General features: G+C 71.6%; 23 protein-coding genes. 7 read left to right on the forward strand and 16 right to left on the reverse strand.

Annotation, left to right across the window (positions count from 1 at the left end; all coding sequences use genetic code 11):
• Window positions 1-263: 263 nt before the first annotated feature.
• Window positions 264-1,997 (reverse strand): pyruvate dehydrogenase, encoded by a 1,734-nt coding sequence (locus BJ969_RS03560; protein ID WP_184477266.1) that lies wholly within the window; start codon window positions 1,995-1,997, stop codon window positions 264-266.
• Window positions 1,998-2,273: 276 nt separating this feature from the next.
• On the opposite strand from BJ969_RS03560, the gene BJ969_RS03565 reads away from it, so the two are divergent.
• Complete coding sequence (locus tag BJ969_RS03565; protein WP_184477268.1) at window positions 2,274-2,435, forward strand: hypothetical protein; 162 nt, start codon at window positions 2,274-2,276, stop codon at window positions 2,433-2,435.
• A gap of 70 nt (window positions 2,436-2,505) precedes the next feature.
• Window positions 2,506-2,979 carry a thioredoxin-dependent thiol peroxidase gene (bcp, locus tag BJ969_RS03570; protein WP_184477270.1) on the forward strand — a complete coding sequence of 158 codons (474 nt, stop codon included), beginning with the start codon at window positions 2,506-2,508 and terminating at the stop codon, window positions 2,977-2,979.
• A gap of 429 nt (window positions 2,980-3,408) precedes the next feature.
• On the opposite strand, the gene BJ969_RS03575 is transcribed toward bcp, so the two are convergent.
• From BJ969_RS03575 to BJ969_RS03610, 8 genes are all read right to left on the reverse strand, one after another.
• Entirely contained in the window at window positions 3,409-4,167 is a 759-nt protein-coding gene (locus BJ969_RS03575; RefSeq protein WP_184477272.1) for a TSUP family transporter, read from the reverse strand.
• A gap of 79 nt (window positions 4,168-4,246) precedes the next feature.
• Window positions 4,247-4,450, reverse strand: coding sequence for a hypothetical protein (locus BJ969_RS03580; protein WP_184477274.1), 204 nt, complete (start codon window positions 4,448-4,450; stop codon window positions 4,247-4,249).
• Window positions 4,451-5,080: 630 nt separating this feature from the next.
• Entirely contained in the window at window positions 5,081-5,689 is a 609-nt protein-coding gene (gene rdgB / locus BJ969_RS03585) for an RdgB/HAM1 family non-canonical purine NTP pyrophosphatase (RefSeq protein WP_184477276.1), read from the reverse strand.
• The gene (gene rph, locus BJ969_RS03590) at window positions 5,686-6,441 is read right to left on the reverse strand and encodes a ribonuclease PH (protein ID WP_184477278.1); all 756 of its coding nucleotides are present in this window, start codon (window positions 6,439-6,441) and stop codon (window positions 5,686-5,688) included. Before rph ends, rdgB begins: the two co-directional genes overlap by 4 nt.
• A gap of 87 nt (window positions 6,442-6,528) precedes the next feature.
• Entirely contained in the window at window positions 6,529-6,948 is a 420-nt protein-coding gene (locus tag BJ969_RS03595) for an Imm1 family immunity protein (RefSeq protein ID WP_184477280.1), read from the reverse strand.
• 34 nt (window positions 6,949-6,982) lie between these two features.
• Window positions 6,983-7,750 (reverse strand): MBL fold metallo-hydrolase, encoded by a 768-nt coding sequence (locus tag BJ969_RS03600; protein ID WP_184477282.1) that lies wholly within the window; start codon window positions 7,748-7,750, stop codon window positions 6,983-6,985.
• Window positions 7,747-8,562 carry a glutamate racemase gene (gene murI, locus BJ969_RS03605; protein ID WP_184477284.1) on the reverse strand — a complete coding sequence of 272 codons (816 nt, stop codon included), beginning with the start codon at window positions 8,560-8,562 and terminating at the stop codon, window positions 7,747-7,749. Before murI ends, BJ969_RS03600 begins: the two co-directional genes overlap by 4 nt.
• Entirely contained in the window at window positions 8,559-9,152 is a 594-nt protein-coding gene (locus tag BJ969_RS03610) for a rhomboid family intramembrane serine protease (RefSeq protein WP_184484738.1), read from the reverse strand. Before BJ969_RS03610 ends, murI begins: the two co-directional genes overlap by 4 nt.
• Before the next feature lie 148 nt (window positions 9,153-9,300).
• On the opposite strand from BJ969_RS03610, the gene BJ969_RS03615 reads away from it, so the two are divergent.
• The gene (locus tag BJ969_RS03615; RefSeq protein WP_184477286.1) at window positions 9,301-10,149 is read left to right on the forward strand and encodes an SMP-30/gluconolactonase/LRE family protein; all 849 of its coding nucleotides are present in this window, start codon (window positions 9,301-9,303) and stop codon (window positions 10,147-10,149) included.
• Between the two features lie 475 nt (window positions 10,150-10,624).
• Here the strand turns inward: BJ969_RS03615 and BJ969_RS03620 are convergent, their stop codons facing one another.
• Window positions 10,625-11,485: a TauD/TfdA dioxygenase family protein gene (locus tag BJ969_RS03620; RefSeq protein ID WP_184477288.1), complete on the reverse strand. Its 861-nt coding sequence runs from the start codon at window positions 11,483-11,485 to the stop codon at window positions 10,625-10,627.
• Window positions 11,486-11,724: 239 nt separating this feature from the next.
• On the opposite strand from BJ969_RS03620, the gene BJ969_RS03625 reads away from it, so the two are divergent.
• A complete protein-coding gene (locus BJ969_RS03625; protein ID WP_184477290.1) occupies window positions 11,725-12,735 on the forward strand; it encodes a methyltransferase in 1,011 nt (336 codons plus the stop codon).
• A 26-nt stretch (window positions 12,736-12,761) separates the two neighbouring features.
• Here BJ969_RS03625 and BJ969_RS03630 read toward each other — a convergent pair whose 3' ends face one another.
• Genes BJ969_RS03630 through BJ969_RS03650 form a run of 5 tightly spaced genes read right to left on the reverse strand, consistent with a single transcriptional unit; the run spans window position 12,762 to window position 18,718 of the window.
• Entirely contained in the window at window positions 12,762-14,021 is a 1,260-nt protein-coding gene (locus tag BJ969_RS03630; protein ID WP_184477292.1) for an FAD-dependent oxidoreductase, read from the reverse strand.
• Window positions 14,021-15,691: a prenyltransferase/squalene oxidase repeat-containing protein gene (locus tag BJ969_RS03635; RefSeq protein WP_184477294.1), complete on the reverse strand. Its 1,671-nt coding sequence runs from the start codon at window positions 15,689-15,691 to the stop codon at window positions 14,021-14,023. Before BJ969_RS03635 ends, BJ969_RS03630 begins: the two co-directional genes overlap by 1 nt.
• The gene (locus tag BJ969_RS03640) at window positions 15,688-16,680 is read right to left on the reverse strand and encodes a UbiA family prenyltransferase (RefSeq protein WP_343071200.1); all 993 of its coding nucleotides are present in this window, start codon (window positions 16,678-16,680) and stop codon (window positions 15,688-15,690) included. The genes BJ969_RS03635 and BJ969_RS03640 overlap by 4 nt, the downstream gene beginning before the upstream one ends.
• 2 nt (window positions 16,681-16,682) lie before the next feature.
• Entirely contained in the window at window positions 16,683-17,708 is a 1,026-nt protein-coding gene (locus BJ969_RS03645) for a polyprenyl synthetase family protein (RefSeq protein WP_184477296.1), read from the reverse strand.
• On the reverse strand, window positions 17,705-18,718 hold the full coding sequence (locus BJ969_RS03650) for a histidinol-phosphate transaminase (protein ID WP_184477298.1): 1,014 nt from the start codon (window positions 18,716-18,718) through the stop codon (window positions 17,705-17,707). Before BJ969_RS03650 ends, BJ969_RS03645 begins: the two co-directional genes overlap by 4 nt.
• Window positions 18,719-19,634: 916 nt before the next feature.
• Here BJ969_RS03650 and BJ969_RS03655 point away from each other — a divergent pair.
• Entirely contained in the window at window positions 19,635-20,429 is a 795-nt protein-coding gene (locus tag BJ969_RS03655; RefSeq protein WP_184477300.1) for a S1 family peptidase, read from the forward strand.
• 297 nt (window positions 20,430-20,726) lie between these two features.
• Here the strand turns inward: BJ969_RS03655 and BJ969_RS03660 are convergent, their stop codons facing one another.
• A complete protein-coding gene (locus BJ969_RS03660) occupies window positions 20,727-21,581 on the reverse strand; it encodes a helix-turn-helix domain-containing protein (protein ID WP_281398291.1) in 855 nt (284 codons plus the stop codon).
• 441 nt (window positions 21,582-22,022) lie between these two features.
• Here BJ969_RS03660 and BJ969_RS03665 point away from each other — a divergent pair, with 441 nt between their 5' ends.
• Together BJ969_RS03665 and BJ969_RS03670 are read left to right on the forward strand one after the other, a co-directional pair.
• A complete protein-coding gene (locus BJ969_RS03665; RefSeq protein WP_184477305.1) occupies window positions 22,023-23,093 on the forward strand; it encodes a LysR family transcriptional regulator in 1,071 nt (356 codons plus the stop codon).
• 100 nt (window positions 23,094-23,193) lie between these two features.
• Window positions 23,194-24,087 carry an SGNH/GDSL hydrolase family protein gene (locus BJ969_RS03670; protein WP_343071201.1) on the forward strand — a complete coding sequence of 298 codons (894 nt, stop codon included), beginning with the start codon at window positions 23,194-23,196 and terminating at the stop codon, window positions 24,085-24,087.
• Window positions 24,088-24,238: the final 151 nt, after the last annotated feature.

Below are 24,238 nucleotides of genomic sequence, written 5' to 3' on the forward strand. Positions count from 1 at the left end.
GGAGTGTCCCCGGCCTCGATCAGCCCCGCCGGCGTGCTCGACGAGCGCCCCGCCGCCCGGTTCCGGCATCGGTTCCGCGCGGTCCGGCGGCAGGTCCCGGCGCGGGACCTGGCTTTCCCGGCCGACGCTCGCTCGGCTGCCAGATCGAGGCCGACGCGGGTGACCGGTCCGCACGAGTGCGGCATGCGCTCACGCAGAGCGACGAACCGGCCTACCGCGCCGAAACCGGCGCCCTGGGACGAGTGACGCCCACCCGCCGACGGTCAAGGCCGCGGCACGTTGCGCAGGTTGCTGCGCGCCAGCTGCACCATCTTGCCCACCCCGCCGGAGAGCACCGTCCGGCTCACCGCCAGCGCGAAGCCTTTCACCTGGGTGCCGGTGATGCGCGGCGGAATGGACAGCGCGTTCGGGTCGGTGACCACGTCGACGAGCGCGGGCCCCGGATGCGCCAGCGCCCCCGCCAGCGCGTCGCGCACCTGAGCGGGCTGGTCCACCCGCACCGAATGGATCCCCGCCGCCGCGGCCACGGCCGCGAAGTCGATCGAATCGTGGTCGGTGCCGAAATCCGGCATGCCGTCCACCAGCATCTCCAGCTTCACCATGCCCAGCGAGGAGTTGTTGAACACCACCAGCTTCACCGGCAGCCGATGCGTGCGGAGGGTGAACAGGTCTCCCAGCAGCATGGACAACCCGCCGTCACCCGACATCGAGATGACCTGCCTGTTCCGGTCGACGACCTGCGCGCCGATCGCCTGCGGCAAGGCGTTGGCCATCGACCCGTGCACGAACGAGCCCAGCACCCGGCGGTGCTCGTTCGGCGTGACGTACCGGGCCGCCCACACGTTGCACATCCCGGTGTCCACGGTGAACACGGCGTCCTCGGCGGCCAGGTCGTCGAGCACGTCGGCGACGTACTCGGGGTGGATCGGGACCTGGTTGTGCACGTTCGTGGTGTAGGACTCGACGACCTGCTCCAACTGGTCCGCGTGCTCGCGCAGCATCCGGTCCAGGAAGCTCCGGTCGGTCTTCTGGCGCAGCTTCGGCAGCACCGCCCGGATCGTCTCCCGCACGTCGCCCTGCACCGCCAGGTCCAGCACCGTGCGCCTGCCCAGGTGCGTCGGGTCGATGTCGACCTGGACGGTGTTGGCCTGCGGCAGGAAGTTGTCGTACGGGAAGTCGGTGCCCAGCAGCACCACCCGATCCGCCTTCTGCATCGCCTGCTGACAGGCGCCGTAGCCGAGCAGACCGCTCATGCCCACGTCGTAGGGGTTGTCGTACTGGATCCACTCCTTGCCGCGCAGCGCGTGCCCGACCGGGGAATGCAGGGTGCCCGCCAGCTCCATCACCTCGGGGTGCGCGCCGCGGGTTCCCGCACCGCAGAACAACATCACCCGCTCCGCCGAGTTCAGCGACTCCGCGAGCAGTTCCACCTGCGTCGGCGAGGGCACCACCGTCGGCGGCTCGGAGTGCACCGTGCCGCTGCCGGTGGGGCGAGCGGCCGACTTGTGCGCGACGTCGCCCGGCAGCACCAGCACCGACACCCCGCGGTGCCCGACGGCGGTCTGCATCGCGCTGCGCAGCAGTCGCGGCATCTGCTCCGGCTGCGAGAGCAGTTCGCAGAAGTGGCTGCACTCGTTGAACAGCTCCTCCGGGTGGGTCTCCTGGAAGAAGCCGGTGCCGATCTGCTCCGACGGGATGTGCGAGGCCAGTGCGAGCACCGGTGCACTGCTGCGATGCGCGTCGTAGAGCCCGTTGATCAAGTGCAGGTTGCCCGGCCCGCAACTGCCCGCGCAGACCGCCAGCCGCCCGGTGAGCTGGGCCTCGGCGCTCGCCGCGAACGCCGCCGCCTCCTCGTGCCGGACGTGCACCCATTCGATGCCCTCGGTGCGGCGGACCGCGTCCACCACCGGGTTGAGGCTGTCCCCGACGATCCCGTAGATCCGTTGCACGCCTGCTTGCACGAGCACTTCGATGAACTGGTCGGCCACGGTCGGCATGCGCTCTCCCGGTACGTCGGGTTGCTGGTTCCTCCCGTCTACGCGGGGCGGTGCGAGCCCGCAACTTCGTCGCAGGCCGGCGACCTGCCGTGCGCGGCAGGCCGACCCGTGGGCGTTTCCGGCGCGGGCGACCGCCGTGACGAAGGCGAGTGCGGGCCGTAGCACGACGTTCACCGCCCGTTCGGGGGAAAGGGGTAACGTCTCCCCTTCAGCCGACGATCACTCTGTAGTCGACGTCGACGAGTTCCTCGAAAACCCAGCAGGGAAGGAAAAACGGTGAGCCTGCGCCTTTACACCGTTTGCGCGCTGTCCGTGACCGCCTCGGCATTGGCCGGGTTGTTGTTCGGTGGGTTCATCGCCTCGGACGATCAGGATGAGGCCGTTTCCGTGAACACCGTCTCGCAGACGGTGCCGGAGACCGCACCTCGACTGCCCTGATCCCGCGCGGCCTGGGCGGTCGGTGGCCGCCCAGGCGAACGGGGTCCTCCGCGTGGACTAACGTCGAACCATGAGCGAACAGCAGCGACTCTCAGCGGGCGACGCCGCGCCCGACTTCTCCCTGCCGGACGCCGACGGCAAGACCGTGGCGCTGGCCGACTACCGGGGCCGGTCCCTGGTCGTCTACTTCTACCCCGCGGCGAGCACCCCGGGCTGCACCAAGGAGGCCTGCGACTTCCGGGACAGCCTGGCGGAGCTCGACGACGCCGGATTCGACGTCGTCGGCATCTCACCCGACAAGCCGGAGAAGCTCGCGAAGTTCCGCGACGCCGAAGGCCTCACCTTCCCGCTGCTGTCCGATGTGGACAAATCGGTGATGACCGCGTGGGGCGCGTTCGGGGAGAAGAAGAACTACGGCAAGGTCGTGCAGGGCGTGATCCGCTCGACCTTCGTCGTCGGCCCCGAAGGCAAGATCGACAAGGCGCTGTACAACGTCAAGGCCACCGGCCACGTCGAACGCCTCCGCAAAGACCTCAACGTCTGACCCTCGCGACAAGGGGACGCCTCCACCCGGAGACGTCCCCTTTTCTCATGCCCGAACCAAGTGAACGGACCGCTTGTCCAATCCCGTTGGACGAACGGTCCGTTCACTCGGACTTCGCCACCCGCATGGCAGCACCGCACAGCGGGGAGGTTTTCGGAGTGAACGGACCGCTTGTCCAATCTCGTTGGACGAACGGTCCGTTCACTCCATCTCGCCTTACCTGGAGGCGCAGACGCGAGGTATCGGAGCGGGGGGCTTTCGAGGTGAACGGACCGTTCGCCCAATCCCGTTGGTCCAACGGTCCGTTCACTCCAACTCGGCGTCGGCCGGCGGGGTGCGGAGGTGAGTGCGCGAAGCGGGGAGGTGTTCGGGGTGAACGGACCGCTTGTCCGATCCCGTTGGACGAACGGTCCGTTCACTCCGAACCGGTCAGTCGAGGGTCATGTAGACGGCGACTCCGGCGGCGATGACCACTACGAGGTAGCGCAGCAGGGTCGCGGGCAGCCGTTGGGCGATCTTGCCGCCGACGAAGCCGCCGAGCACCGTCGTCGGCACCAGCATCAGCACCGCCGTCCAGTCGACCGGCGCGATCAGCGCGTACACGACGAACGTGACGGCGCTGCCGATCAGCCCGAGCCAGCTCTTGAGCGCGTTGAGCCGCCGCATGGAGTCGTTCACCGCGAGCACCAGGATCGCGATGAGGATGACGCTGCGGGCGCCGCCGAAGTAGCCGCCGTAGATCGAGGCGAAGAAGATCCCGACGGTGAGCCACACCGTGCGGTCGGGTTCGCCCGCTTCCGGGTGCCCGAGCCATCGCTTGATCGTGTTCTGGAACGCCATCAGCACCGCGGACAGCCCGACCAGCGCGGGTACGACGGCGTCGAACACTTCGCCCGGTAGCACGAGCAGCAGCACGCAGCCGATCACGGAGCCGACGCCCGCCGCGAGCGACGTCCACAGCAGCCGTTGCGGGGTGCCCTTGAGGTCGTCGCGCTGGCTGACGGCGGCGCCGACGAACCCCGGCCCTTGCGCCACGGAGTTCGTGACGTTGGCGACCAGTGGCGGCATGCCGGTGGCGAGCAGCGCCGGGAACACCAGCAGCGAGCCGCCGCCGGCGACGGCGTTGATCGCGCCGGACAGGAATCCGACGACGACCAGCACCACCAGCTCTATCCATTCGCTGAACACCAGCGGAACCTAACCGCCACCGGCCGCGCTCCGGCCCCCGGGGCGACCGCCATCACAAGAGGATCTTGTGCACCGGCCGTCAGCTGTGCGCGACGAGCTCCGGGCGGACCGCGGACCCCGCGAGGTGCGCCACCTGTTCACCGGCGTCCACCGGATCACCGGCCGCCGCGCGGCGCGGCGCGGGCGCGCCGAGCGAGTTCGCGGCGTGCAGCACGGTGAGGACGCTGAAGGTGACGGCGGCGGAGGCGATGCCGACGGAGGCGTACACGAGCCAGGGCTTCATCAAGGGTCTCCTGCGACGAGAGCAACGGATGGCCGAGCGGACCACGGGGTGCGGTGATCCGCCCGATGAGGGCCACTGCTGTGCTCGCGGCCCGGCGTCGTCCCCACCTGTCGGGACCGCGGGGACGTCGGGAGCGCGGCCGGTTCGCGGTCGCACTCCCGGCAGGAGCGGGTCGAACGTCATCCCGCCCTGATCACGAAGTGCTCGGGCCCGGCCCCGATCGCCGGACCCACTCGGCACTTCGCCCGATCACGCACGGTCGTTACGACTTTCCCCGCGCAAGTCATCCGCAGGTCATCGACGTCACACTCGACCACCGGGCGAGCTTGGTGCGGATCGGCGCCGCACGATTCCCCCGGCCCGCCGCCACCACTACCCGAACCCGCCGAACGCTTCCGCCATCCGCGTGACACGGGCCTGATTCCGGACGGAGACCATTTCCGGGTGCGCTCGAAGCGAGGGCGGCGGGTGCGCGAGCCGGTGCCGCGGATCTCGCCGAACGTCCGCGCTCGAAGGCGCAGGACGAGCTGATCGATCCCAGGACGTCATCCGCCCGGGAAGAAGCGCGCGCCGTGCTGACGCATCGCTGACGAGAGAGCGCTCCCGCCGTGCGAGACCGATCGCCTACCGCTACTGACCCGCCAGCTTGCGCAGCGTCGGCAGGAGAAGCCGCAGCGCCCGGCCGCGGTGGGAGCCGGCGTCCTTCTCCTCCGCTGCGAGCTCCGCCGCGGTTCGGGTTTCGCCTTCGGGGACGAAGATCGGGTCGTAGCCGAAGCCGTTGGTGCCGCGTTCGGCGCGGGCAACGGTACCGGGCCATTCGCCGCGCACCACGGTCTCCGTCCCGTCCGGCAGCACCAGGGCCGCCGCCGACACGAACGCGCCGCCGCGCCGCTCGTCGGGGACGTCGTGGATCTGGCCGAGCAGCAGGTCCAGGTTGGCCTGGTCGTCGCCGTGCTTGCCGGACCACCGGGCGGAGAGGACTCCGGGCATGCCGTTGAGCGCGTCCACGCTCAGGCCGGAGTCGTCGGCGACCGCGGGCAGGCCGGTGGCGCGGGCCGCGTCGGCGGCCTTCGCGAGGGCGTTGTCCTCGAACGTCGCGCCCGTCTCGGGGGCCTCGGGGAACTCCGGTACGGCGTCGAGGCCGATGACCTCGACGCCGGTGACGCCCTCGGCTTCGAGGATGCGCCGCAGTTCGACGAGCTTCTTCGCGTTGCGGGTCGCGAGCAGGACCCGGCTCACTTGGCGCCGCCGGGCAGTTCGCCGGGGTAGGGCGCGGCCAGCGCCTCGGTCTGCTTGCGGGCCAGCTCGGCGCAGCCGGTCAACGCGAAATCGATCATCGTGTCGAGCGTGGATCGGGTGAACGTGGCGCCTTCGCCGGTGCCCTGCACCTCGACGAGGGTGCCGTGGTCGGTGGCGACCACGTTCATGTCGACCTCGGCGCGCGAATCCTCCTCGTAGGGCAGGTCCAGGCGCACGCGGCCGTCCACCACGCCGACGCTGACGGCGGCGATGGAGCAGGACAGCGGCTTCGGGTCGGACAGCTTGCTCGCCGCGCTCAGCCAGGTGATGGCGTCGGCGAGGGCCACGTAGGCGCCGGTGATCGCCGCCGTGCGGGTGCCGCCGTCGGCCTGGATGACGTCGCAGTCCAGGGCGATGGTGTTCTCGCCCAGCGCCGCCAAGTCGATGCAGGCGCGCAGCGAACGGCCGATGAGCCTGCTGATCTCGTGGGTGCGACCGCCGATGCGGCCCTTCACGGACTCGCGCACCCCGCGGGTGTTCGTCGCGGAAGGCAGCATCGCGTACTCGGCGGTGACCCAGCCGAGGCCGGAACCGGAGCGCCAGCGCGGCACCCCGTCCTGCACGCTGGCCGCGCACAACACGCGGGTCCGCCCGAACTCCACCAAGACCGACCCGGCGGGCCAATCCTGGTAGCCGCGGGTGATTCGCACTTCCCGGAGCGCGTCGTCGCTCCGCCCGTCCGCTCTCGCCACGCGGCCCACCCTAACGAGTCCGTTCGCGGCGAGTCGCGCGGCGGGTACTCGGCGGTGCCGGCGGTCCGCCTGATCAGCCGGGCAGCGCTACCAGTCGACTTCGCGCCAGTCGACGACCTTCGGGCGCCGCCCGGTCTCCAGGAAGTCCCGCAGCGCCGCCGCGAGCACCGCCGGATCGACTCCGCTGCCCGCCGGGAACTCGGCGTCCTCACCGGACAAGCCGGGCGAGGACGGGTCGCCGTCGAGCACGGCGTAGTCGTGGTCGGCGTCGAAGTGGCTCAGGTAGCCGAAACCTCCGGACACCGCGGCGACCACGTCGTGGTCGAGCATGCCGGTGGCCGAGTCGGCCAGTTCCCTGCCTTCGTGCCAGATCGTCGCGGGGCCCGCGTTCGGCTCCGCCAGCCGCCGGATCAGGTCGTCGACCTCGCCCGGCTCGGTGATGCTGAGCCCGTCGCCCGCGTTCACGTCCGCCGTCGACGCGATCGACCACACCGCAGTGATCGTCATCGTTTCCCCTTCCACCGCGAACGCCGCCGCTCGTTCAGATCGAATGGCTCTGACCGGCCTCGACGACCTCGACCGGCCCGTCGAACTCCTCGATCGCCTCCCGAAGGATCTCCTGCGGGTCCGTCCACGGTTGCAGGTGGGTCAGCAGCAGCTGCCGCACCCCGGCCCGCTTCGCGACGCGGGCGGCCTGCCTGCCCGACAAGTGCACCCCGTCGGGGCGGTCCGGGGAGTCGGCCCAGGACGCCTCCGCCAGCAGCACGTCCGCGTGGCGGGCCAGCTCCTCCAACGCCGCGCACGGGCCGGTGTCACCGGTGTAGGCGAGCACGCGGTCCGCGGTCTCCACCCGGAAACCCCAGGCCGGGCAGAGGTGGTCCACCGGAAGCGCCGTCACCCGGAACGGTCCCACTTCGGCGGGTTCGTCGAAACCCTCGAAGTCGTACACGTCGGCGAGGTCGGTGTCCGCGAGCTCCGCGGCGTTGGGCGCGTACAGCCTGGTCAGCCGATCCTGCGTCTCCGGCGGGCCGAACACCCGCAGCCGGTGCGCCGCCGGGTCGTACGGCGGGTCCGGGCGGTAGCGGCGCAGCACCGTGAGCGCCCCGAAGTCCGAGCAGTGATCCGGATGCAGGTGGCTCAGGAACAGGCCGTTCAGGTCGAACGGGTCCACGTGACGTTGCATCGCGCCGACCGTGCCGTTGCCGAGGTCGAGGGCGATCCGCGTCTCCCCGGATTCGACGAGGTAACCGGAGGCGGGTGAGTCCGGACGGGGAAGGCTGCCCGAGCACCCCAGAATCGTCAGCTTCACACCGATGAGCCTGACACGGCGAAGGGCTTCACGGACTCGGTTATGGAGATCGGACCACCCAAGAAGCGGGACGCCAGTTTCGCGAAGCGCTCCGGCTCACCCGTTGCGCTGAATTCGTGCGTCGGATCGGGGCGTTCGCTGAACAAGTCCTGTTCGGTGAGTACCCGGACCACGTCCTTCGCCGTCTCCTCCGCGCTGGACACCAGCGTCACGTGATCGCCCATCGCGATCTGCAGCACCCCGGTGAGCATCGGGTAGTGCGTGCAGCCCAGCACCAGCGTGTCCACGTCCGCCTGCTGCAGCGGATCCAAGTAGCCCTGCGCCAAGCCGAGGACCTGGCGACCGCTGGTGATGCCGCGCTCCACGAAATCCGCGAACCGGGGGCAGGCGGCCGTGGTCAGCCGCACCTGGGGCGCGGCGGTGAACGCGTCGTCGTAGGCGCGGGAGCGGATGGTGGCCTGGGTGCCGATCACCCCGACCCGGTTGTTGCGCGTGGTGGCGACGGCGCGGCGCACCGCGGGCAGCACCACTTCCACGACCGGGACGTCGTAGCGCTCGCGGGCATCGCGCAAGCACGCCGCCGACGCGGTGTTGCACGCGATGACCAGTGCTTTCACCCCGTCCTCGACGAGCGAGTCGGTGATGGCGAGGGTGCGGGCGCGGATCTCGGCCAGCGGCATCGGACCGTACGGCGCGTTCGCGGTGTCCCCCACGTAGCGGATCGCTTCGCCCGGCAACTGGTCCAGCACGGCCCTGGCGACGGTCAGCCCGCCGACCCCGGAGTCGAAGATCCCGATCGGCGCGTTCGTCACGCCGACAGTGTGCCAGGCGCGGCCTTCTCAGCCCCTCGACGAGTGCTGCGCGCCACCAGCCACGCCGCGAGCAACCCGCCCAGCGCGCCGCACAAGTGGCCCTGCCAGGAGATCTGCGGCTGGGTGGGCAGCACGCCCCACAACATCCCGCCCCAGTAGAAGAACAGCACCACCGCCACCAGGATCTGCGCGAAGCTGCGCACGAAGAAGCCGCGCACCAGCAGGAACACCATCCAGCCGAAGGCCACGCCGGACGCGCCGATGTGCGTCCCGCCGTCGGCGATCAGCCAAGTCCCGAGACCGGCGACGAGCCACACCGTCGCCGTCACCGCGACGAACTGGCCCACGCCGTTGGCCAGCAGCAACCAGCCCAGCACCAGCAGCGGAACCGTGTTCGACATCAGGTGCGGCAGGCCGCCGTGCAGCAGCGGAGCCCACAGCACGCCGTCCAGACCGTCGATGCGGTGCGGCTCGATGCCGTACTGGTCCAGCCGCTGCCCGTTCAGCTGGTCCCAGAGCTCCAGCGCCCACAGCACCGCCACCATGAACGTCATCTGCACCGCCGCGCGCAACGGCTTCTGCGGGATCACACGCGGCCGCTGCCGTTCTGGCTGATTCGTCACCTTTTCGAGATTACGCGGATCGGGTCAGCGGTGACTCGGGGATGACCCGGACTCGTCATCGGCGCCAGATAGGCTCCCGCACCGTCGCCGAAGCTGATCGCTGGAGGTATGAGCGGTGCACACCACCGCACGGGCCGAGCAGGCCGTGCTAGCCGAAGCGCAGTTCGGGCACGGGCCCACCTGGGACGCGGGAACCGCCAGCCTGCTGTGGACCGACCTCCGGTCCCGCACCGTGCACCGCTACGCGCCCGACGACACCGACCACTCCATGGAGGTGCCGCAGCAGGTCAGCGCCGCCAAACCGCGCTCGCGCGGCGGGCTGCTGCTGCACTTCGACGAAGGCATCGCGCTCTACGACCCGGACGGGGAACGCCGCACCTGGCTCACCTTCTGGGCCCGTGACGGGTTCCGCGGCGGCGAGACCACCGTCGACTCGTGCGGGCGGGTGTGGGCCAACACCGTGCCCGAGGACGAGCACGGCGACGGCTGGCTCGTGCGGGTCGACGCCGGAGGCGCCGCGCACGTGGTGCTCAACGGGATCTCCGCGGGCAACGGCCTGGCCTGGAGCCCCGACGACACCGTCCTGTACTTCGCCGACGGCGCGACCCGGCGCGTCGACGCGCTCACCGTCGACCCCGTGACCGGCGCGGCCTCCGAGCGGCGCCCCGCGTTCGAGGTCGACGGCGAACCCGGCGGGCTGTGCACCGACGTCGAGGGCGGTGTGTGGGTCGCCGTGCGGGACCGCGGCGAAGTGCGCCGCTACGCGCCCGACGGGCGCGTGGACCGGACGGTGCCGCTGCCGTCGCAGCGGCCGACGGGGTGCTGCTTCGGCGGCGAGGATCTCACCGACCTGTACATCACCACCGCCCGCGAAGGCCTCGCCGAGCCCGCCCCGGCCGACGGCGCGGTGCTGGTCCTGCCCGATGCGGGAACCGGCCTCCGCTCCCACACCTTCGCCGGCTGACCACCCCGCCGCGGTTTCGGAGTGAACGGACCGTTCGTCCAATCCCATTGGACCAACGGTCCGTTGACTCATCCCCACCAGCCGCCGGCCGCCCCGCGAAGGCACCCCACCCGCAGCCGCCCGGGTTGAAGTAACCGGACCGCTTGTCCGATCCCGTTGGACGAACGGTCCGTTCACTCCTCCAGACCTCCAGACCTCCAGGCGGACGCGAGGTGGTCGGGAGCGGCGAGCGCTGGCGGGGTGGAGTGAACGGACCGCTTGTCCAATGCGGTTGGTCGAACGGTCCGTTCACTCGCTCCCGTCGGTCGTGCGGCGGGTGTGGGGACGCCGCCGGGGGCGTCTGAAGTGAACGGACCGTTTGTCCGATCCCGTTGGTCGAACGGTCCGTTGACTCGGTTGCCTCGGGTGGCGGGGTGGAGTGAGCGGACCGTTTGTCCAGTCCCGTTGGTCGAACGGTCCGTTCACTTGGGGCGGGTCAGGATTGGGCGCGGAGGGTGGTTGCTGCGGAGTGGGCGCCGTCGTGGTGGGGCCAGCGGGGGGTGTCACCGGTGGGGGTGTCGCCGAGGATGGTGACGCGCTGGCCCACGCGTCGCTCCGCGTAGTCGTTGATCGCGTAGTGCTGGGTGGCGCGGTTGTCCCACATGGCGATGGCGCCGGTCGTCCAGCGGAAGCGGCACACGTGGCTCGGGTGTTCGACGAGGGTGTAGAGGTGCCGCAGCAGCAGGTCGCTCTCGGTCGCGTCGAGCTGCGGGATGCGGCGGGTGAACATGCGGTTGACGTAGAGCGAGCGCCGGCCCGTCTCGGGGTGCACGCGGACCACGGGGTGTTCGGCTTCGCTGCGGAACGAGCCGTTGGGGTGCTCGAAGACGTGGATCGCGGTGAGGCCGTCCAGCATGTCCCGCAGTGGTGCCGAGACCGCTTCGTAGGCGAGGTACTGGTTGCTCCACATCGTGTCGCCGCCGAACGGGGGGCATTGCACGATTTGCAGGATCGAGGCCACGGGCGGGGTGGGACTGAAGGTGACGTCGGTGTGCCAGACGTCGGCTTTGGCGCCTTGCGCGGAATCGAGCACGACGATTTCGTCGTGCCCGTCGAGCTTCGGCAGGAAGGGGTGCACTTCGAGTTCGCCGAGTCGCTTGCCGAAGTCGATGTGCGCTTGCGGGCTGAGTCCGGCCGCTTCGGGGAAGAACAGCACGAGGTGTTCGAGCAGCAGCTCGTGCACTCGCTGGAAGACCTGGTCGGAGAGGTCGTTCAGGTCGATGCCGCGGACCTCGGCGCCGAGCGCGCCGCTGATGGGACGGACCTCCAGGTCGGTGTCCTGAATGGGAGCAACCATGATGACGACCCTTTCTCGGTGGAACTGAGAACAATGCGCGTGCGGAATGGCGGATCAGCGATTCGAGTGCGCGCTGCCCGTGGTGGCGAAAATTCTTGACCAAAAAGGGAATGTGGTGCGATGCTCGCGGTACCGGAATCGGTTTCCGGTGGCGATTTCCCCCTGGCTCTGAGTTCGCGCGGCGACGGCGCCCGCGGCATGAGCGCACGCATTCGCAGCAGGAACAGGAGTGCACCAGTATGGCTTCGGAGACCACGGATCCCGGCGCGCGGTTGGCGGCGCTGACCGATCTCGCCACCCCGTTCGCGGTGCGCGCGGCGGTGACGCTCGGCGTGCCGGACCGGATCGCGGAGGGCACCACGGGGCTCGCCGATCTCGCCGCGGCCACCGGGACGGACGCCGATTCGCTGGCGAGGTTGCTGCGGCATCTGGTGGCGATCGGGTTCCTCGCCGAGCAGGACGGCGGCTTCGCGCTGACCGACGTCTCCCGGCACCTGCTGGGGGAGGACAGCGCCTGGCAGAAGAAGTGGCTGGCCCTCGACGGTCCGGGCGCGAAGATGGACCTGGCCTACGCGGGCATGGCGCATTCGGTGCGCACCGGCCGGTCCGGTTACGAACCGGTGCACGGCGTGCCGTTCTGGGACGACTACCAGCGCGACGACGCCCTGCGCGGCTTCTTCGGCGCGATCATGGCCGCGCACGCCTGGCAGACCGGTCCGCTGCTGGCCGCCGAGTACGACTGGGCGCCGGTCAAGAACGTGATCGACATCGGTGGCGGAGTGGGGGCGCTGCTGGTCGAGGTGCTGCGCGGGCAGCCGCACCTGGAGGGCGCGGTGCTGGACCTGCCGCCGGTGGCCGCCGAGGCCGCGGAGGCGCTCGACGGCTCCGGGGTGCGCGACCGCGCCGAGTTCGTGCCGGGCAGCTTCTTCGACGAGCTGCCCGCGGGCTACGACCGGTACGTCGTGTCGCGGGTGCTCACGGACTGGCCGGACGCCGACGCGGTGCGCATCCTGCGCCGTTGCGCCGAGGCCGCGGGCAGCGGTGGCCGCGTCCTCGTGGTGGAGGTGCTGGCCGGGGAGGAGCACGCGAAGAACAACTCCTCGTTCGACCTCCAGTCGTTGTCGCTGCTCGGCGGTCGCGAGCGGTCGGTGCGCGATTTCGAGGTGCTGGCCGCGGAAGCGGGTCTCGCGGTGCGGGGCAGCCGCAGCTGGGACGGCGGGCTGGTGCTCGTGGAGTGCGAAGCCGCCTAGCGGACCGCACCCGGCCTGGGCGCCGCTCATGCCCAGGCCGGGAGCCGCCGGGCCCGCGGGTCGGGCAGCACTCCCACCTGGTGCAGCCGGTCGAGCAGCGACAGCTGGTGCTGCCCGAGCCCGGCCATGTTGTGCATGACGGTGTAGCGCAGCCGGTCGTTGCCGCCGGTGAACCGCAGGGCGCGCCGCCCCACGACCCGCCCCGCCCAGGACAGGTCCGTGATCATGCGCGCCGCGTTGTGGCTCGTCTGTCCGATGTGGACCAGCTTGGGGAGTCGTTCGGCCTGGTACGAGCGGATTCCCGCGTCCACCGAGGCTGCGGTGAGCTCGCCGCTGCCCAGGTGCCCGGCGAGGCTCTCGGCGTCGGTGATGGAGGTGTTCATGCCCTGCGCCGCCATCGGATGCACCGCGTGGCCCGTCTCGCCGACCAGCGCCAGCCCCGGAATCCCCAGGCTGGGCGCGAGGAATCGGGACACCGGCAGCACCTGCCGGTTCGCCGCGCTCGCCCGCAGCGCGTCGGCGAGCGGGTGCAGCGCGGGCGTGCCGCCCACCAGCCGGTCGATCCAGCGGGCCATGCCGTCCTCGTCGAGCCCGCGCAGCTCATCGGGCCGGACCTGCACGTAGAGGCGCACCCGTCCGCCGGGCAGCGGGTAGCGCAGCCGCAGCCCGAATTCGCTCACGTACGCCGAGAAGTCCTGCTCGACCGGCGGCGCGTCGGCGATGTCGAAGGCGGCCAGCCGGTGCGGGTACTCGTCGCGGTGCACCGCGATCCCGGCGGCCTTGCGCAGCCGCGAGGAGAGGCCGTCGGCGGCGACGACGAGCTTCGCGCGGACATCGCGTTCCTGCCCGCCTTCGCTGATCCGCACCCCGTCGACCCGTCCGGCGGCGTCGCGCAGCAGGTCGCGCACGAGCACGCCGCGGCGGAACTCCACGGAGCCGTCGAGCCGGTCCGCCAGCGCGTCCAAGATCACGGGGTAGTCGTGGGCGAGCAGCCACCGCTCCTCGTCGCGCAGCCGCTCGTAGTCCAGCGCCATCAGCGGTGCCCCGCCCGAATCGCGCGCCACCAGCCGCGCCAGCCGCAGCCCGCCGCGCAGTTCGAGGCGCTGCGCCACGTTCCAGTCCCGCAGCACCCGCAGCGCACCGGGTTGCAGCACCTCGCCCTTCGCCACCCGGGTCGGTCCGGCCTGCTTCTCCAGCAGCAGCACCCGGAAACCGCGGGTGCTCAGCGCGCAGGCCGCGGCGAGACCGCCGACCCCGGCACCGCACACCACCACGTCGGCGTCCATCAGTCCCTCCCAGCGCGGTCGCGGTAGCGGGCGAGCGCGCGCAGCGCCAACCCGTTGGCCAAGGCCCGGTTCGCGTAGCGGGACACGTGGCGCACGTACTCGTTGACGGGGGCCGCCGGCCAGGAACCGTCGGGGCGGCGGGCGTCGACGAGCCAGCGCACGCCGCGCCGGACCTCGGCGTTGGCGGTGCCCGAGCCCGCCACCAGCAGCGCGCCGACGGCCCAGGCCGTCTCCTCGACGGTGCCGGGCTCGTCGCCGCCGGTTCCCCAGGAGCCGTCGGCGAGTTGGGCGCGCATCAGCCAGTCCCGGGCGCCGCGCGCGGCGTCGGACTCGCCCGCACCGGCCCGCACCAGCGTTTGCAGCACCGCCGAGGTGCCCGCCGTGTGCATCCGGTACCACACGGATTCGTAGCTGCCGTCCGGCTGCTGCGCGCTCTGCAACCAGGTCACGGCCTTCTGCACGCGCGGATCGCTCGCGGGCACCCCGGAATCCAGCAGCCCGTCCAGCGACTGCACCGTCATGTGCGGGCAGGGGCCGCTGTTGGCGACCTTCGTGTTCCGCACGCACAACCCCCACGAGCCGCGGGTGTCCTGCTGCGCGAACAGCCAGGAGGCCCCGGCGTCCAGGGCGGGCCGGTGCCGGTCACCGGGGTAGCGCGCCAGCGCGGACATGATCTCGCCGGTCTCCAGCGAAGCGGGCCAGCCGCGGGCGCCCGACCAGCCCCAGAAGCCCGGCGGGCAGCCGAACGCGGTGAACGGCCGGTCCTGCTGGTCGCGCAGGAAGATCTCGCGGGTCGCCAGCAGCCGCTCGTCGGTCGCGTAACCCGCTTCCAGCAGGCCGCCCGCCGCGTACATCGACCAGGTCAGCTCCAGCGGCCCGCTGTTCCACGAACCGTCGTCGTTGGCCTGCTCCCGGAACCAGCGCACCGCGCCCGCGACCATGTCCTCGCCGAGCCCGGCGCGCGCCAGGCCACCGCAGATCAGGCCCGTCACCCAGGCGTCCTCGCACCAGCCGCCGGTGCTGCCCTCGTGCTCGTAGACCTGCCGGATGATCGACAACGCCCGCGGGGTGCCCGCCTTCGACAGCAGCCGGGTCAGCGGCGTCTGCTTGCGGTGCGCCGCCTGCGCCAGGCCGAGCGCGCAGACCATCGGCGCCCGCAGGTCGAACAGCCGCTGGAACGGCCCGCGCAGCAAGGTCAGCTCCAGCGGGAAGCGCCGCATCTCGTCGATCTCGAGCCAGCCGACGAACGAGTAGAACTGGCGGCACCACGCGGTCACCTCGGGATGCGGGATCGCCTCCAGCCCGCCGAACTCCCGCATCCAGCGCAGCCCCGCCGCGACCGCGTCCGCCGCGTCGTCCGGGGCGACCAGGTGCAGCGTCGCCGCGGCCACCGCCGTCGGACCCGGCTCGTCCGGCTCACCGGGGATCATGCTCCAGCCGCCACCGGCGGACTGCCGTGCGCGCAGCCACGCCACGCCCCGCTCGATCAGGTCCGCCGAACCGTGCGGATCGGCGAAGTGCAGCGCGCTGACCGCGCCCACCGTGCTCAACGTGGACGTGAGGCCGTCGCCGCCGTAGTCGAACACGCCGTCCGGCCGCCGCACGGCGAACACCGCCTCCGCCGCGGCGTCGATCACGCGGGAGATCTCCTCGGCCTGCAGGGTCGTCATGGCAGCGTCGCCTTCCGTTGTTCCATCGGGGGCGGGAATTCGTGGCCGGTGCGCAGCGCGGCCTGGGTGCTGAGGCTGAACGCCAGCGCGGGCACCAGCACCGCCAGCGCGATCCACGCGCCGGCGCCTCCCGCGATCAGCGCGGCGGTGAGGACCAGCCGCTCCGCGACGAGGATCTTGTGCGCCTGCAACGCCTTCCGCGGCGGCAGGTCGTCGACGTGCTCGAACAGCAGCGAGAACGCGGCCGTCCCGGCGCAGGCCGCCAGCGCCGCCAGCAGGTAGTAGCCCGTCGGGTCCGGCACGTAGCCCGCGGCTCCCAGCACGATCAGCATCGCCGCGGCGTAGAGCCCGAACGACATCCGCACGGCGGCCCGGACCCCGCTGCGCACCGGCACCGAGCGGTAGCCGCCCGCCCGGTCCCCTTCGACGTCGCGCATCGTGCCGACCAGGTTCGACGCCGCGTCGTGCAGCAGGAGCACCAGCGCGAACACGGCGATCGTCCACGGCAACCGGTCCGCCGCCAGCAGCGCGCCGACGGCCAGCGCCAGCGCCGTCAACGCGCCGCGCACCAGGTTCCCCGACAGGCCGCGGGCCTTGCAGAACCGGCTGTAGGCGACGATGCCGCCGGTCGCGACCACCACCAGGACCAGCGCGTGCCAGTTCACCAGCAGCGTCAGCAGCGTGGCCGCCACCGCGCACGCCACGCCGCAGACCACCGCGGTGCGCGCGGACAACCGGCCGGACGGGATGGGGCGCTGCGACTTGTCGATGGCGTCCAGCTCGCGGTCGAAGTAGTCGCCCAGGTAGTGCCCGGACAGCCATCCCAAGGTCGGCACCACCACGGCCGCGATCACCTGCACGCCCCAGCCGCCCCCGGCCAGCGCCGCGCCCGCCGAACCGACCATGGCGGGGTAGCAGGTCGTGTACGGCCGCCACGTCTCCACGTGCGCCCGGATCCCGCGGCGCAGCGCGGATGTCGACGCCGCCACGGCTACCGGTCCCGGTGGATCGCGAGGTCCGCCACCGCCGCGAGCAACCGGGTGCCCTCCGCCACCGGCAGCGCGTCCAGCTCGGCGTGCGCCCGGCGGATCTCGTCCTCGGCCTGCTCGGCGGCGTGCTCGACGGCGCCGAGCCGCTCCAGCACTTCCCGCAGCAGCGCGAAGGACTCCGCGGGAGACCGGGTGCCGCTGAGCGCGTCGACGAGCACCGCGCGGTCCTGCGGGCCCGCCATCCGGTGGCCCACGATCACCGGGAAGGTGGGGCGCATGTTCCCCGCGTCGCTGTCGGCGGACTTGCCGGTGACGCTGCTGTCGGCCAGGTAGGGCAGCAGGTCGTCGCGCATCTGGAAGGCCGCGCCGACCCGCTCTGCGAACCGGGTGGCGGCCTCGACCTGCTCGGCGGTGCCGCCGCCGAGGATCGCGCCGGATCGGCACGCCGCCCGGAACAGGGCACCCGTCTTCAACGCCGCCATCCGCCGGTACCGCTCCGGCGGACACGCCGGATCCCGCAGGAGCTCGGCTTCCAGCGCCTGCCCGCGGCAGAGGTCGACTCCCGCGGCGGCGACCGCGCGCACCGCGCCCAGCACCGCCTCGGCGGGCAGCCCGCATTCGGCGAGGGTGTCGAACAGGCCCAGGATCAGCGCGTCGCCGGTGACGATGGCGTCGGCGACGCCGAACTTCGCGGGCACCGACGGCCGGCCGCGGCGCAGCTCGTCGCCGTCGATGATGTCGTCGTGCACCAGCGAGGCCACGTGCAGGTATTCGACGGACAGCGCCGCGGGCAGCACCGCCGCGCGGTCGCCGCCGACGGATTCCGCGGTGGCCACCAGCATCAGCGGGCGCAGCATCTTGCCCGGCGCGAGCAGCGCGTAGCGCGCGATGTCCCCGATGTGGTCGGTGCCCGCGCTCCAGCGGCGTTCCAGTTCGGCGCGCAGCTCGGCGGCGATGGGGGAGGCGGCGATGACGGCCTCGGGACCGGCCGCCAGGTCGTCGGCGGCGTCGGTGGTCCGCGCGGTCATCGGGTCGGCCCGCTCTGCTCGGCCGCGAATTCGGCGGCGACCTTGAGCACCAGGTCGTTGACCTCCGCGGTGCCGACGGTCAGGCGCACCCCGGCCTCGGCGGTCACCCGCACGACGATGTCGTGGGCTGCGCACAGCTCGACGAACCGGGAGCTCTCCGCGCCCAGCGGCAGCCACAGGAAGTTCCCGCCGCTGGGGGGAACGGCGAATCCGCAGGCCAGCAGCCCGTCGCGGAGCCGGTCGCGTTCGGCGGCGACCGCCGCGCACTGGCGGCGCATCACCTCGGTCGCGTCGAGCGCGGCGGTCGCCGCCGCCTGCGCGGGGGCGCTGACGCGGAAGAACAGGGCGCTCGGCTTCAACGCCGCGAGCACCGATTCGGGGGCGAGCAGGTATCCGACGCGCAACGCCAGCAGCCCGTAGGACTTGGAAAAGGTCCGGGCGACCGTCACCCGCTCGTCCGTTCGGGCTAGTTCGAGTCCGTCGGCAATCGAACCGGTCTCGGCGAAGTCGACGTAAGCCTCATCGATCACAATGTGCACGTCCTGCGGAACGCGGTCGAGGAATCGCGTGATCTCGCCGGTGCCGAGCACCGTTCCGGTCGGATTGTTCGGATTGCACAGCAGCACCACCCGAGTCCGTTCGGTGATCGCGGCGGCCATCGCGTCCAGGTCGTGGGCGTCGTCGCGCAGCGGCACGCCGACCGCCGTCGCGCGGGCGTTGCCGATCATCAGCGGGTACATCTCGAACGACGGCCACGGGTGCACCACTTCGGCGCCCTGACCGGCGTGGACCTGGAGGAACTGCTGCAGCAGCGCGCCGGAGCCGACCCCGGCCAGCACCTGCCCGGCGGGCACGCCGTGGTGCTCGGCGATCCGCCGGACCAGGTCGGTGGAGAACGGGTCCGGGGTGAGGTTGAGTTCTCCGAGAGTCGCTTCGGCGGCTTCTCTGACGCCAGGCAACGGGGGAGCGAAATTCTCGTTCAGAGAAAGCTGGTGCGCAATTGAGGTCACAGTGCCATTCCCGTTCTGGCCGCTGGATGTTATGCCCCCCGCGCGGTGCCCGCCGGTATCGGGCCGACCCGCTCGTGATGCTCGTCGAATACTGAGTTCCGCGTGCGTGCGGTGTCAAGGACGCGTTCAGCTCGGAACGTAATCAGCGTGTTTCGCATTGATTCCGTTCGGTTTTTCGAGGGAATTCCCTGAACGTTCTGTGCCAGTGCCGGGCGGGGCACCTGACCCGGTGGGCTGTGCTAGCCCGCGCCGCGCGGTACGAGGTGCGTTCCGGCGGTCGCGCGTGCGCGGGCGCGCGGCGGCCCGCCGCGGGGTGCCGCGCCGCGGGTTGCAACTGATCTGTGATCTCGGTCGATGTCGCTGGTCAGCGCGGCTCTAGGCCGAGTAGTTCAACGCGCTCCGCGGCAGGCTCCCCCGAACGGCTCTGGAATATTCCATCGGTCGTTCGGTACACCGGAACCAGCGCGCTCGCCACAGCGGCAGTCGGGGCCCGGTGGGCGCGCTCGCCACGGTCCGGGGACCGGTGGTTGAGCCGCGACCGGCGGGAGTACTGGTCGCGGTCGGTCCGCGGCCTCGGTGCGTTCGGGGCGTGCCGGGGCCGCGGGCCGGTATCCCCGTTCTTCCCAGTGGGGCACCTCCCGTATTCGTTCCATTTCGCGCGCCGCCGCATCCGCGGAAAACCGCCGACCGGGCGAATCGCGGATTGTCGAACAATCACTGTGAAAACGGCAAATACCGGCACTTTTGGGCCGAATGCCGTTCCGCTTATGGTGCGAACAGTTTCCTCTTGGCAGCGAGGCGGGCACCGGCCCGTTTCGTGGAGGAGCCGGGACCGAATCGGCGCGCTCCGGTTCACCCGACAACGACGACGTCCGGGCCGCCCCATCGCCCCGGACTCGAGATCGAGGAGATCAAGATGGTCGCTGCCCCCCGTCGCCTGGCCCGGCTCGCCGGAGTCGTCGCGGTCGCCCTCTCGGCCGCCGCCACCGTGTCCGTCTCGGCCGCGCAGGCCGAACCGGCCGACGTCACCCCGTACGTCGTCGGCGGCCAAGACGCCGACATCGCCGACAACCCGTTCGTCGTCGCCCTGCTCACGCCGAGCGGCCAGCAGTTCTGCGGCGGCTCCCTGGTCTCCGAGACCAAGGTCGTCACCGCCGCGCACTGCACCACCGGCTCGCAGCCCAGCGAGATCAACGTCCTCAGCGGGCAGACGAACATCAGCGGCTCCGAAGGCACCGTCTCCGAGGTCAGCGACGTGTGGGTGCACCCCGAGTACACCGACGCCACCCAGGGCTTCGACGTCTCCGTGCTGACGCTGGCCGCCCCGGTGCAGGAAGCTCCGATCGAGCTCGCCACCGCCGACGACGCCGGCTACGCCCCCGGCACCGACGCCACCGTGCTCGGCTGGGGGACCACCAGCGAGGGCGGCTCCACCTCCGACAGCCTCCAGCAGGCGACCGTGCCGGTGAGCTCCGACGCGGACTGCTCCGCGGGCTACGCCGAGTACAGCCCCGACTCGATGGTCTGCGCCGGCCTGCCCGAGGGCGGCGTCGACGCCTGCCAGGGCGACTCCGGCGGTCCGATCGTGGCCGACGGCCGCCTCATCGGCGTCACCTCCTGGGGCGAAGGCTGCGCCCGACCCGGCAAGCCCGGTGTGTACGCCCGCGTCGGCGCCTACAACGACGTCCTCACCGAGCAGATCAACAGCTGAACGAATTCCGGTCGTCCTTCTCGGGTGGCCGGGTAGCGGAACCTCAGCGTTCCTCTCGCTGCGGGATCGATTTCACTAGTGGCCTCCGCTACGAGAGAAATCGCTGTCCTCGCGAGAGGAACGCTGAGAACCCGCCGGTGGTCGGCTCTTGCACGTGGGCTGAGCGCTGACGCGCTTACAGGCACGGCTTCGCCGCGAAGACCGACTGCGGGCAAGAATTCAGAAGAACAACTGTTTTGTGCGGGGATTTCGTGGGGCGGTCCTTCGGGGCCGCCCCGCTTCGCGTCGTACGGGGGGTCAAGTGGGTTGGCGGAGGGAGCGGTCTTCGAACTTCGCCGCGTAGCCGCCGATGAGGGCTCGGGACTCGGTCGCGCCGAGGGCGACCCGGTCCAGGTCGTCGACGGAGTCGCGGAACGACGCGACCCGATCGGGGCCGTCCAGCAGCAGGCCGCACTCCTGGCTCTCCAGCAGCACGGTCGCGATGCCGTGGCTGAACTCGATGAACGTGAACGGACCGCCGAGGCCCGCGTGCACCCCGAGATCAGTGGGCAGCACCCGCACGGTGATGTTCGGGGCCTCCGCGCAGCGCAGCAGGTGCCGCAACTGCCCACCGGTGACGGCGGGCCCGCCGACCGGGCGGGTCAGCACCGACTCGTCGAGGTAGGCGGTGAGCTCGACGGGGGTGGCCTTGTGCAGAATCCCTTGACGCACCTGGCGAACGTTGACCCGCTCGTCGATTTCCCCGGTGCTGCCGCCGGAAGCCGCGCAGACCGCCGTGGCGTAGCCGCGGGTCTGCAGCAGGACGGGCACGTAGCCGAGGCTGAGTTCCGTGAGCCGGGTCGCGCGCTGCTCCGCGTCGATGCAGGCGCGGGTGTGCGCGGAGAGCCCGGCCATCGCCTCCCACCAGGACGGCCGGCCCAGTTCCTCCGCCATCGTCAGCAACTGCTCGCGGCGTTTGCCGCGCACTCTCAGCGCCGCCAGCACCGCCGCGAGGTCCGGGCCGCCGATGCCGCGCTGCGCGGTCTCTATGCGGCTGATCTTCGCGATGCTCCAGCCGAGCTGTTCGGCGAGCACTCCCTGGGACATCCCTTTGTCTTTGCGCACCTTGCGGACCTCGGCCGCTAACGCTCGGGCACGGGGAGAGTTCGACATGAACGCCAGAATATGGGGCTGGGGCGGAAAAATCGTCGCTCGATCAGGTATTCGTGAACCACCCGAACACCGGCGCGCACGCGACGTCGGGTGCACCCGCGAGCGGTCCGGGCAACCCTCGCGGAGCAGTGCCGCGCTGCGCCGATCCGGTGAATGATGTTGCGGGGACCCGGAATCCGGGCCCCCGCTTCCCCCAGGTCATCCGACCCCCCGGATGCCTCGCGGCGTTCCCCCGTGCCGCTGCGATCAGGTTGGCACGACCGGCGGACCCGTTTCCAGCGAAACGGCGAACAATCCCGAGGAACATGTGGCGTGCAGTCGAGATCAGTTCCCGGGGATAGACTCGCCCCGGGGAGGGCCGTCAGTCGCCCAGCGCGCGCAGCGGTCGAATCACGCCATGGTGCGCCATGAGCGGGCGACACCGCACCTGTGGAAGGACGCATGCCGTTACCCGGATCCTCCGAGATCGCAGTGGCCGAAGGCGAGCAGCGGCGGGCACGGGCCCCGCAACCGCTGCTGGACACCACCCTGGACCAGCTGCGGACGCTGGTGGTGGTGCACGAGGCGGGCACCGCGCTGGCCGCGGCCCGATTGCTCGGGCGCGAGCAGTCCAGCGTGCAGAAGCAGCTGGACACGCTCAACCGCAACTTCCGGGAGCTGTGCGGGGAAGCGCTCGTGCTCAAGCAGGGCAGGGGCAAGGACGCGCTGTTCACCGCGACCGGTGAGGCGCTGGTCGAACGGGCGCGGGACACCCTCGACGACTGGCTGGAGGTCGTCACCGATTCCCGGCGGCGCGTCGGCGGCTCGCTGCGGGTGGGCACCACCCGGTTCACGCTCGGCTTCCTCACGCCCGCGGTGGAGCAGGTCGCGGCGGACTTCCGCGCCGACGGCGTCGACCTGAAGGTCGTGCACCTGCGGACCCGGAATCTGCTGGAAGCGTTGCGCGCCAACGAGGTCGACCTGGTCTGCGGCAGCACGCTCACCCACGTCGGCGCCGACCCGGACGGGCTCGACGTGCTGGAGTGGCGCCGCAGCGGGCTCACCCTGGTCACGAACCTCGATCGGCGGCTGGTGGCCGGGCCGGCGGTGCGGGCCGCGGCGCTGCCCCGGCTGCCGCTGGTCATCGCGGGCAGCGGGCTCGTCGCGGAGTTCCTGCGCGGGTGGTTCGGCGCGGACTACCGCAGCGCGCTGAACGTGGCGGGCGAGGTGGACGACGTGCGCTACGGCTTCGAACTGCTCAGCTCCGGGCTGTTGCACGGCTGCATGCTGGTCACCCGGGGCGTGGCGGAGGCGGCGATGGACGGGCGGCTGCCCGACGGTCGCGGCCTGCGCGCGCTGGACGTGCTCGGCGACCTCGAACCGAAGCTGGAGGTGCTGGTCGGCGCCTTCGCCCGCGGCGGCGAGCGCGAGCAGCACGACGGCGCGCACCCGCTGAACCGCCTGTGGGAAGCGCTGGCCCGGCAGCACTCGCAGTGGAACGAGAACCGGACCGTGCGCTCCACTGTGGACTGACCGGCCGAGCTGATCACTGGCCGAGGAGTTCGCCGAGTCGTCTCCGGGTGGCCACCGGCTCCTCACCGCGGGTGAGCCCGCGGCGGTGAAGGTGAAGCGCGTGAGCGAGCGGGCAACGGGATCCGCGACCGGGCGGCCGGTGCGCGCCCTGGTCGCGCTGGGCGACTCGACGACCCTCGGGATGGGGGATCGGCTGCCGGGCGGCGGGTGGCGCGGCTTCGCCCTGCTGCTCGCCGACGCGCTGGGCGGGCCCGGCCGGATCCGGTACGCCAACCTCGCCACCTCCGGCGCGCGGGTGCGCGACGTGCACGACGTGCAGCTGCCCGCCGCGCTGCGGCTGCGGCCCGACGCCGCCGTGCTGGTCGTCGGCATGAACGACACGTTGCGCTCCGACTTCGACCCGGTGCTGCTGCTGCGGCGGCTGGACGTGGTGATCGGTGAGCTGACCGCGGCGGGAGCGGTCGTGGTGACCGCGCGGTACCACGACCACGGGCGGGTGTTCCGGTTGCCCGCGCCGCTGCGCCGCGCGCTGCGCAAGCGGATCGATGAGGTGAACGCGGTGCTCGACGAGGTGGTCGCCCGCTACGGCGCGCAGTGCGTGGACCTGGACGCGCTGCCCGGCGCGTACGAGCTCGGCACCTGGTCGGTGGACCGGCTGCACCCCTCGGAGCTCGGGCACCGGCGGTTGGCGCGGGCCATGGCGCAGCGGCTGCTCGCCGCCGGGTACCGGGTGCCGGAACCGGTGAGCCTGCGGTGTTCCGGCGGCGCCCGGATCACGCCGTGGCACCACCTGGCCTGGCTGGTGTTCCGGGGTGTGCCGTGGCTGGTGCGGCGCGGATCCGACCTGCTGCCGCACGCGGCTGCGGTGGTGGTGCGGGAGATCGCCGAGTCGCGGCGCGAACGCCGGGTGCGGCGCGGCCTGCGGCCGGTCGAGCCGGTGCGGGCCGTGCCGTCGCGGCCCGAGGACGTGGTCGTGCGACCGGATGCCGGATAGCAGCTGCGCTCTCGGTCCGGCGTTCGTTGTCACGCACATGAGCATTCGGGGCGCTCGGTTCACTCGGACGGCCCAACCTGGAGCTCCGAAGAACGTGAATTGATTTCATTTTCGCTGGTGTTCGATTAGCGTCCGGCGTCGACGACGACGA

The sequence above is a fragment of the Saccharopolyspora gloriosae genome (genome assembly GCF_014203325.1).
Taxonomy (GTDB): domain Bacteria; phylum Actinomycetota; class Actinomycetes; order Mycobacteriales; family Pseudonocardiaceae; genus Saccharopolyspora_C; species Saccharopolyspora_C gloriosae.

Coding starts and splice junctions, on each gene's coding strand:
- BJ969_RS03560 (WP_184477266.1), bottom strand. CDS start 1,997: ATGCCGACCGTGGCCGACCAGTTCATCGAAGTGCTCGTGCAAGCAGGC.
- BJ969_RS03655 (WP_184477300.1), top strand. CDS start 19,635: ATGGTCGCTGCCCCCCGTCGCCTGGCCCGGCTCGCCGGAGTCGTCGCG.
- BJ969_RS03580 (WP_184477274.1), bottom strand. CDS start 4,450: ATGAAGCCCTGGCTCGTGTACGCCTCCGTCGGCATCGCCTCCGCCGCC.
- BJ969_RS03660 (WP_281398291.1), bottom strand. CDS start 21,581: ATGTCGAACTCTCCCCGTGCCCGAGCGTTAGCGGCCGAGGTCCGCAAG.
- bcp (WP_184477270.1), top strand. CDS start 2,506: ATGAGCGAACAGCAGCGACTCTCAGCGGGCGACGCCGCGCCCGACTTC.
- BJ969_RS03635 (WP_184477294.1), bottom strand. CDS start 15,691: ATGACGACCCTGCAGGCCGAGGAGATCTCCCGCGTGATCGACGCCGCG.
- BJ969_RS03630 (WP_184477292.1), bottom strand. CDS start 14,021: ATGGACGCCGACGTGGTGGTGTGCGGTGCCGGGGTCGGCGGTCTCGCC.
- BJ969_RS03665 (WP_184477305.1), top strand. CDS start 22,023: ATGCCGTTACCCGGATCCTCCGAGATCGCAGTGGCCGAAGGCGAGCAG.
- BJ969_RS03620 (WP_184477288.1), bottom strand. CDS start 11,485: ATGGTTGCTCCCATTCAGGACACCGACCTGGAGGTCCGTCCCATCAGC.
- BJ969_RS03595 (WP_184477280.1), bottom strand. CDS start 6,948: ATGACGATCACTGCGGTGTGGTCGATCGCGTCGACGGCGGACGTGAAC.
- BJ969_RS03625 (WP_184477290.1), top strand. CDS start 11,725: ATGGCTTCGGAGACCACGGATCCCGGCGCGCGGTTGGCGGCGCTGACC.
- BJ969_RS03645 (WP_184477296.1), bottom strand. CDS start 17,708: ATGACCGCGCGGACCACCGACGCCGCCGACGACCTGGCGGCCGGTCCC.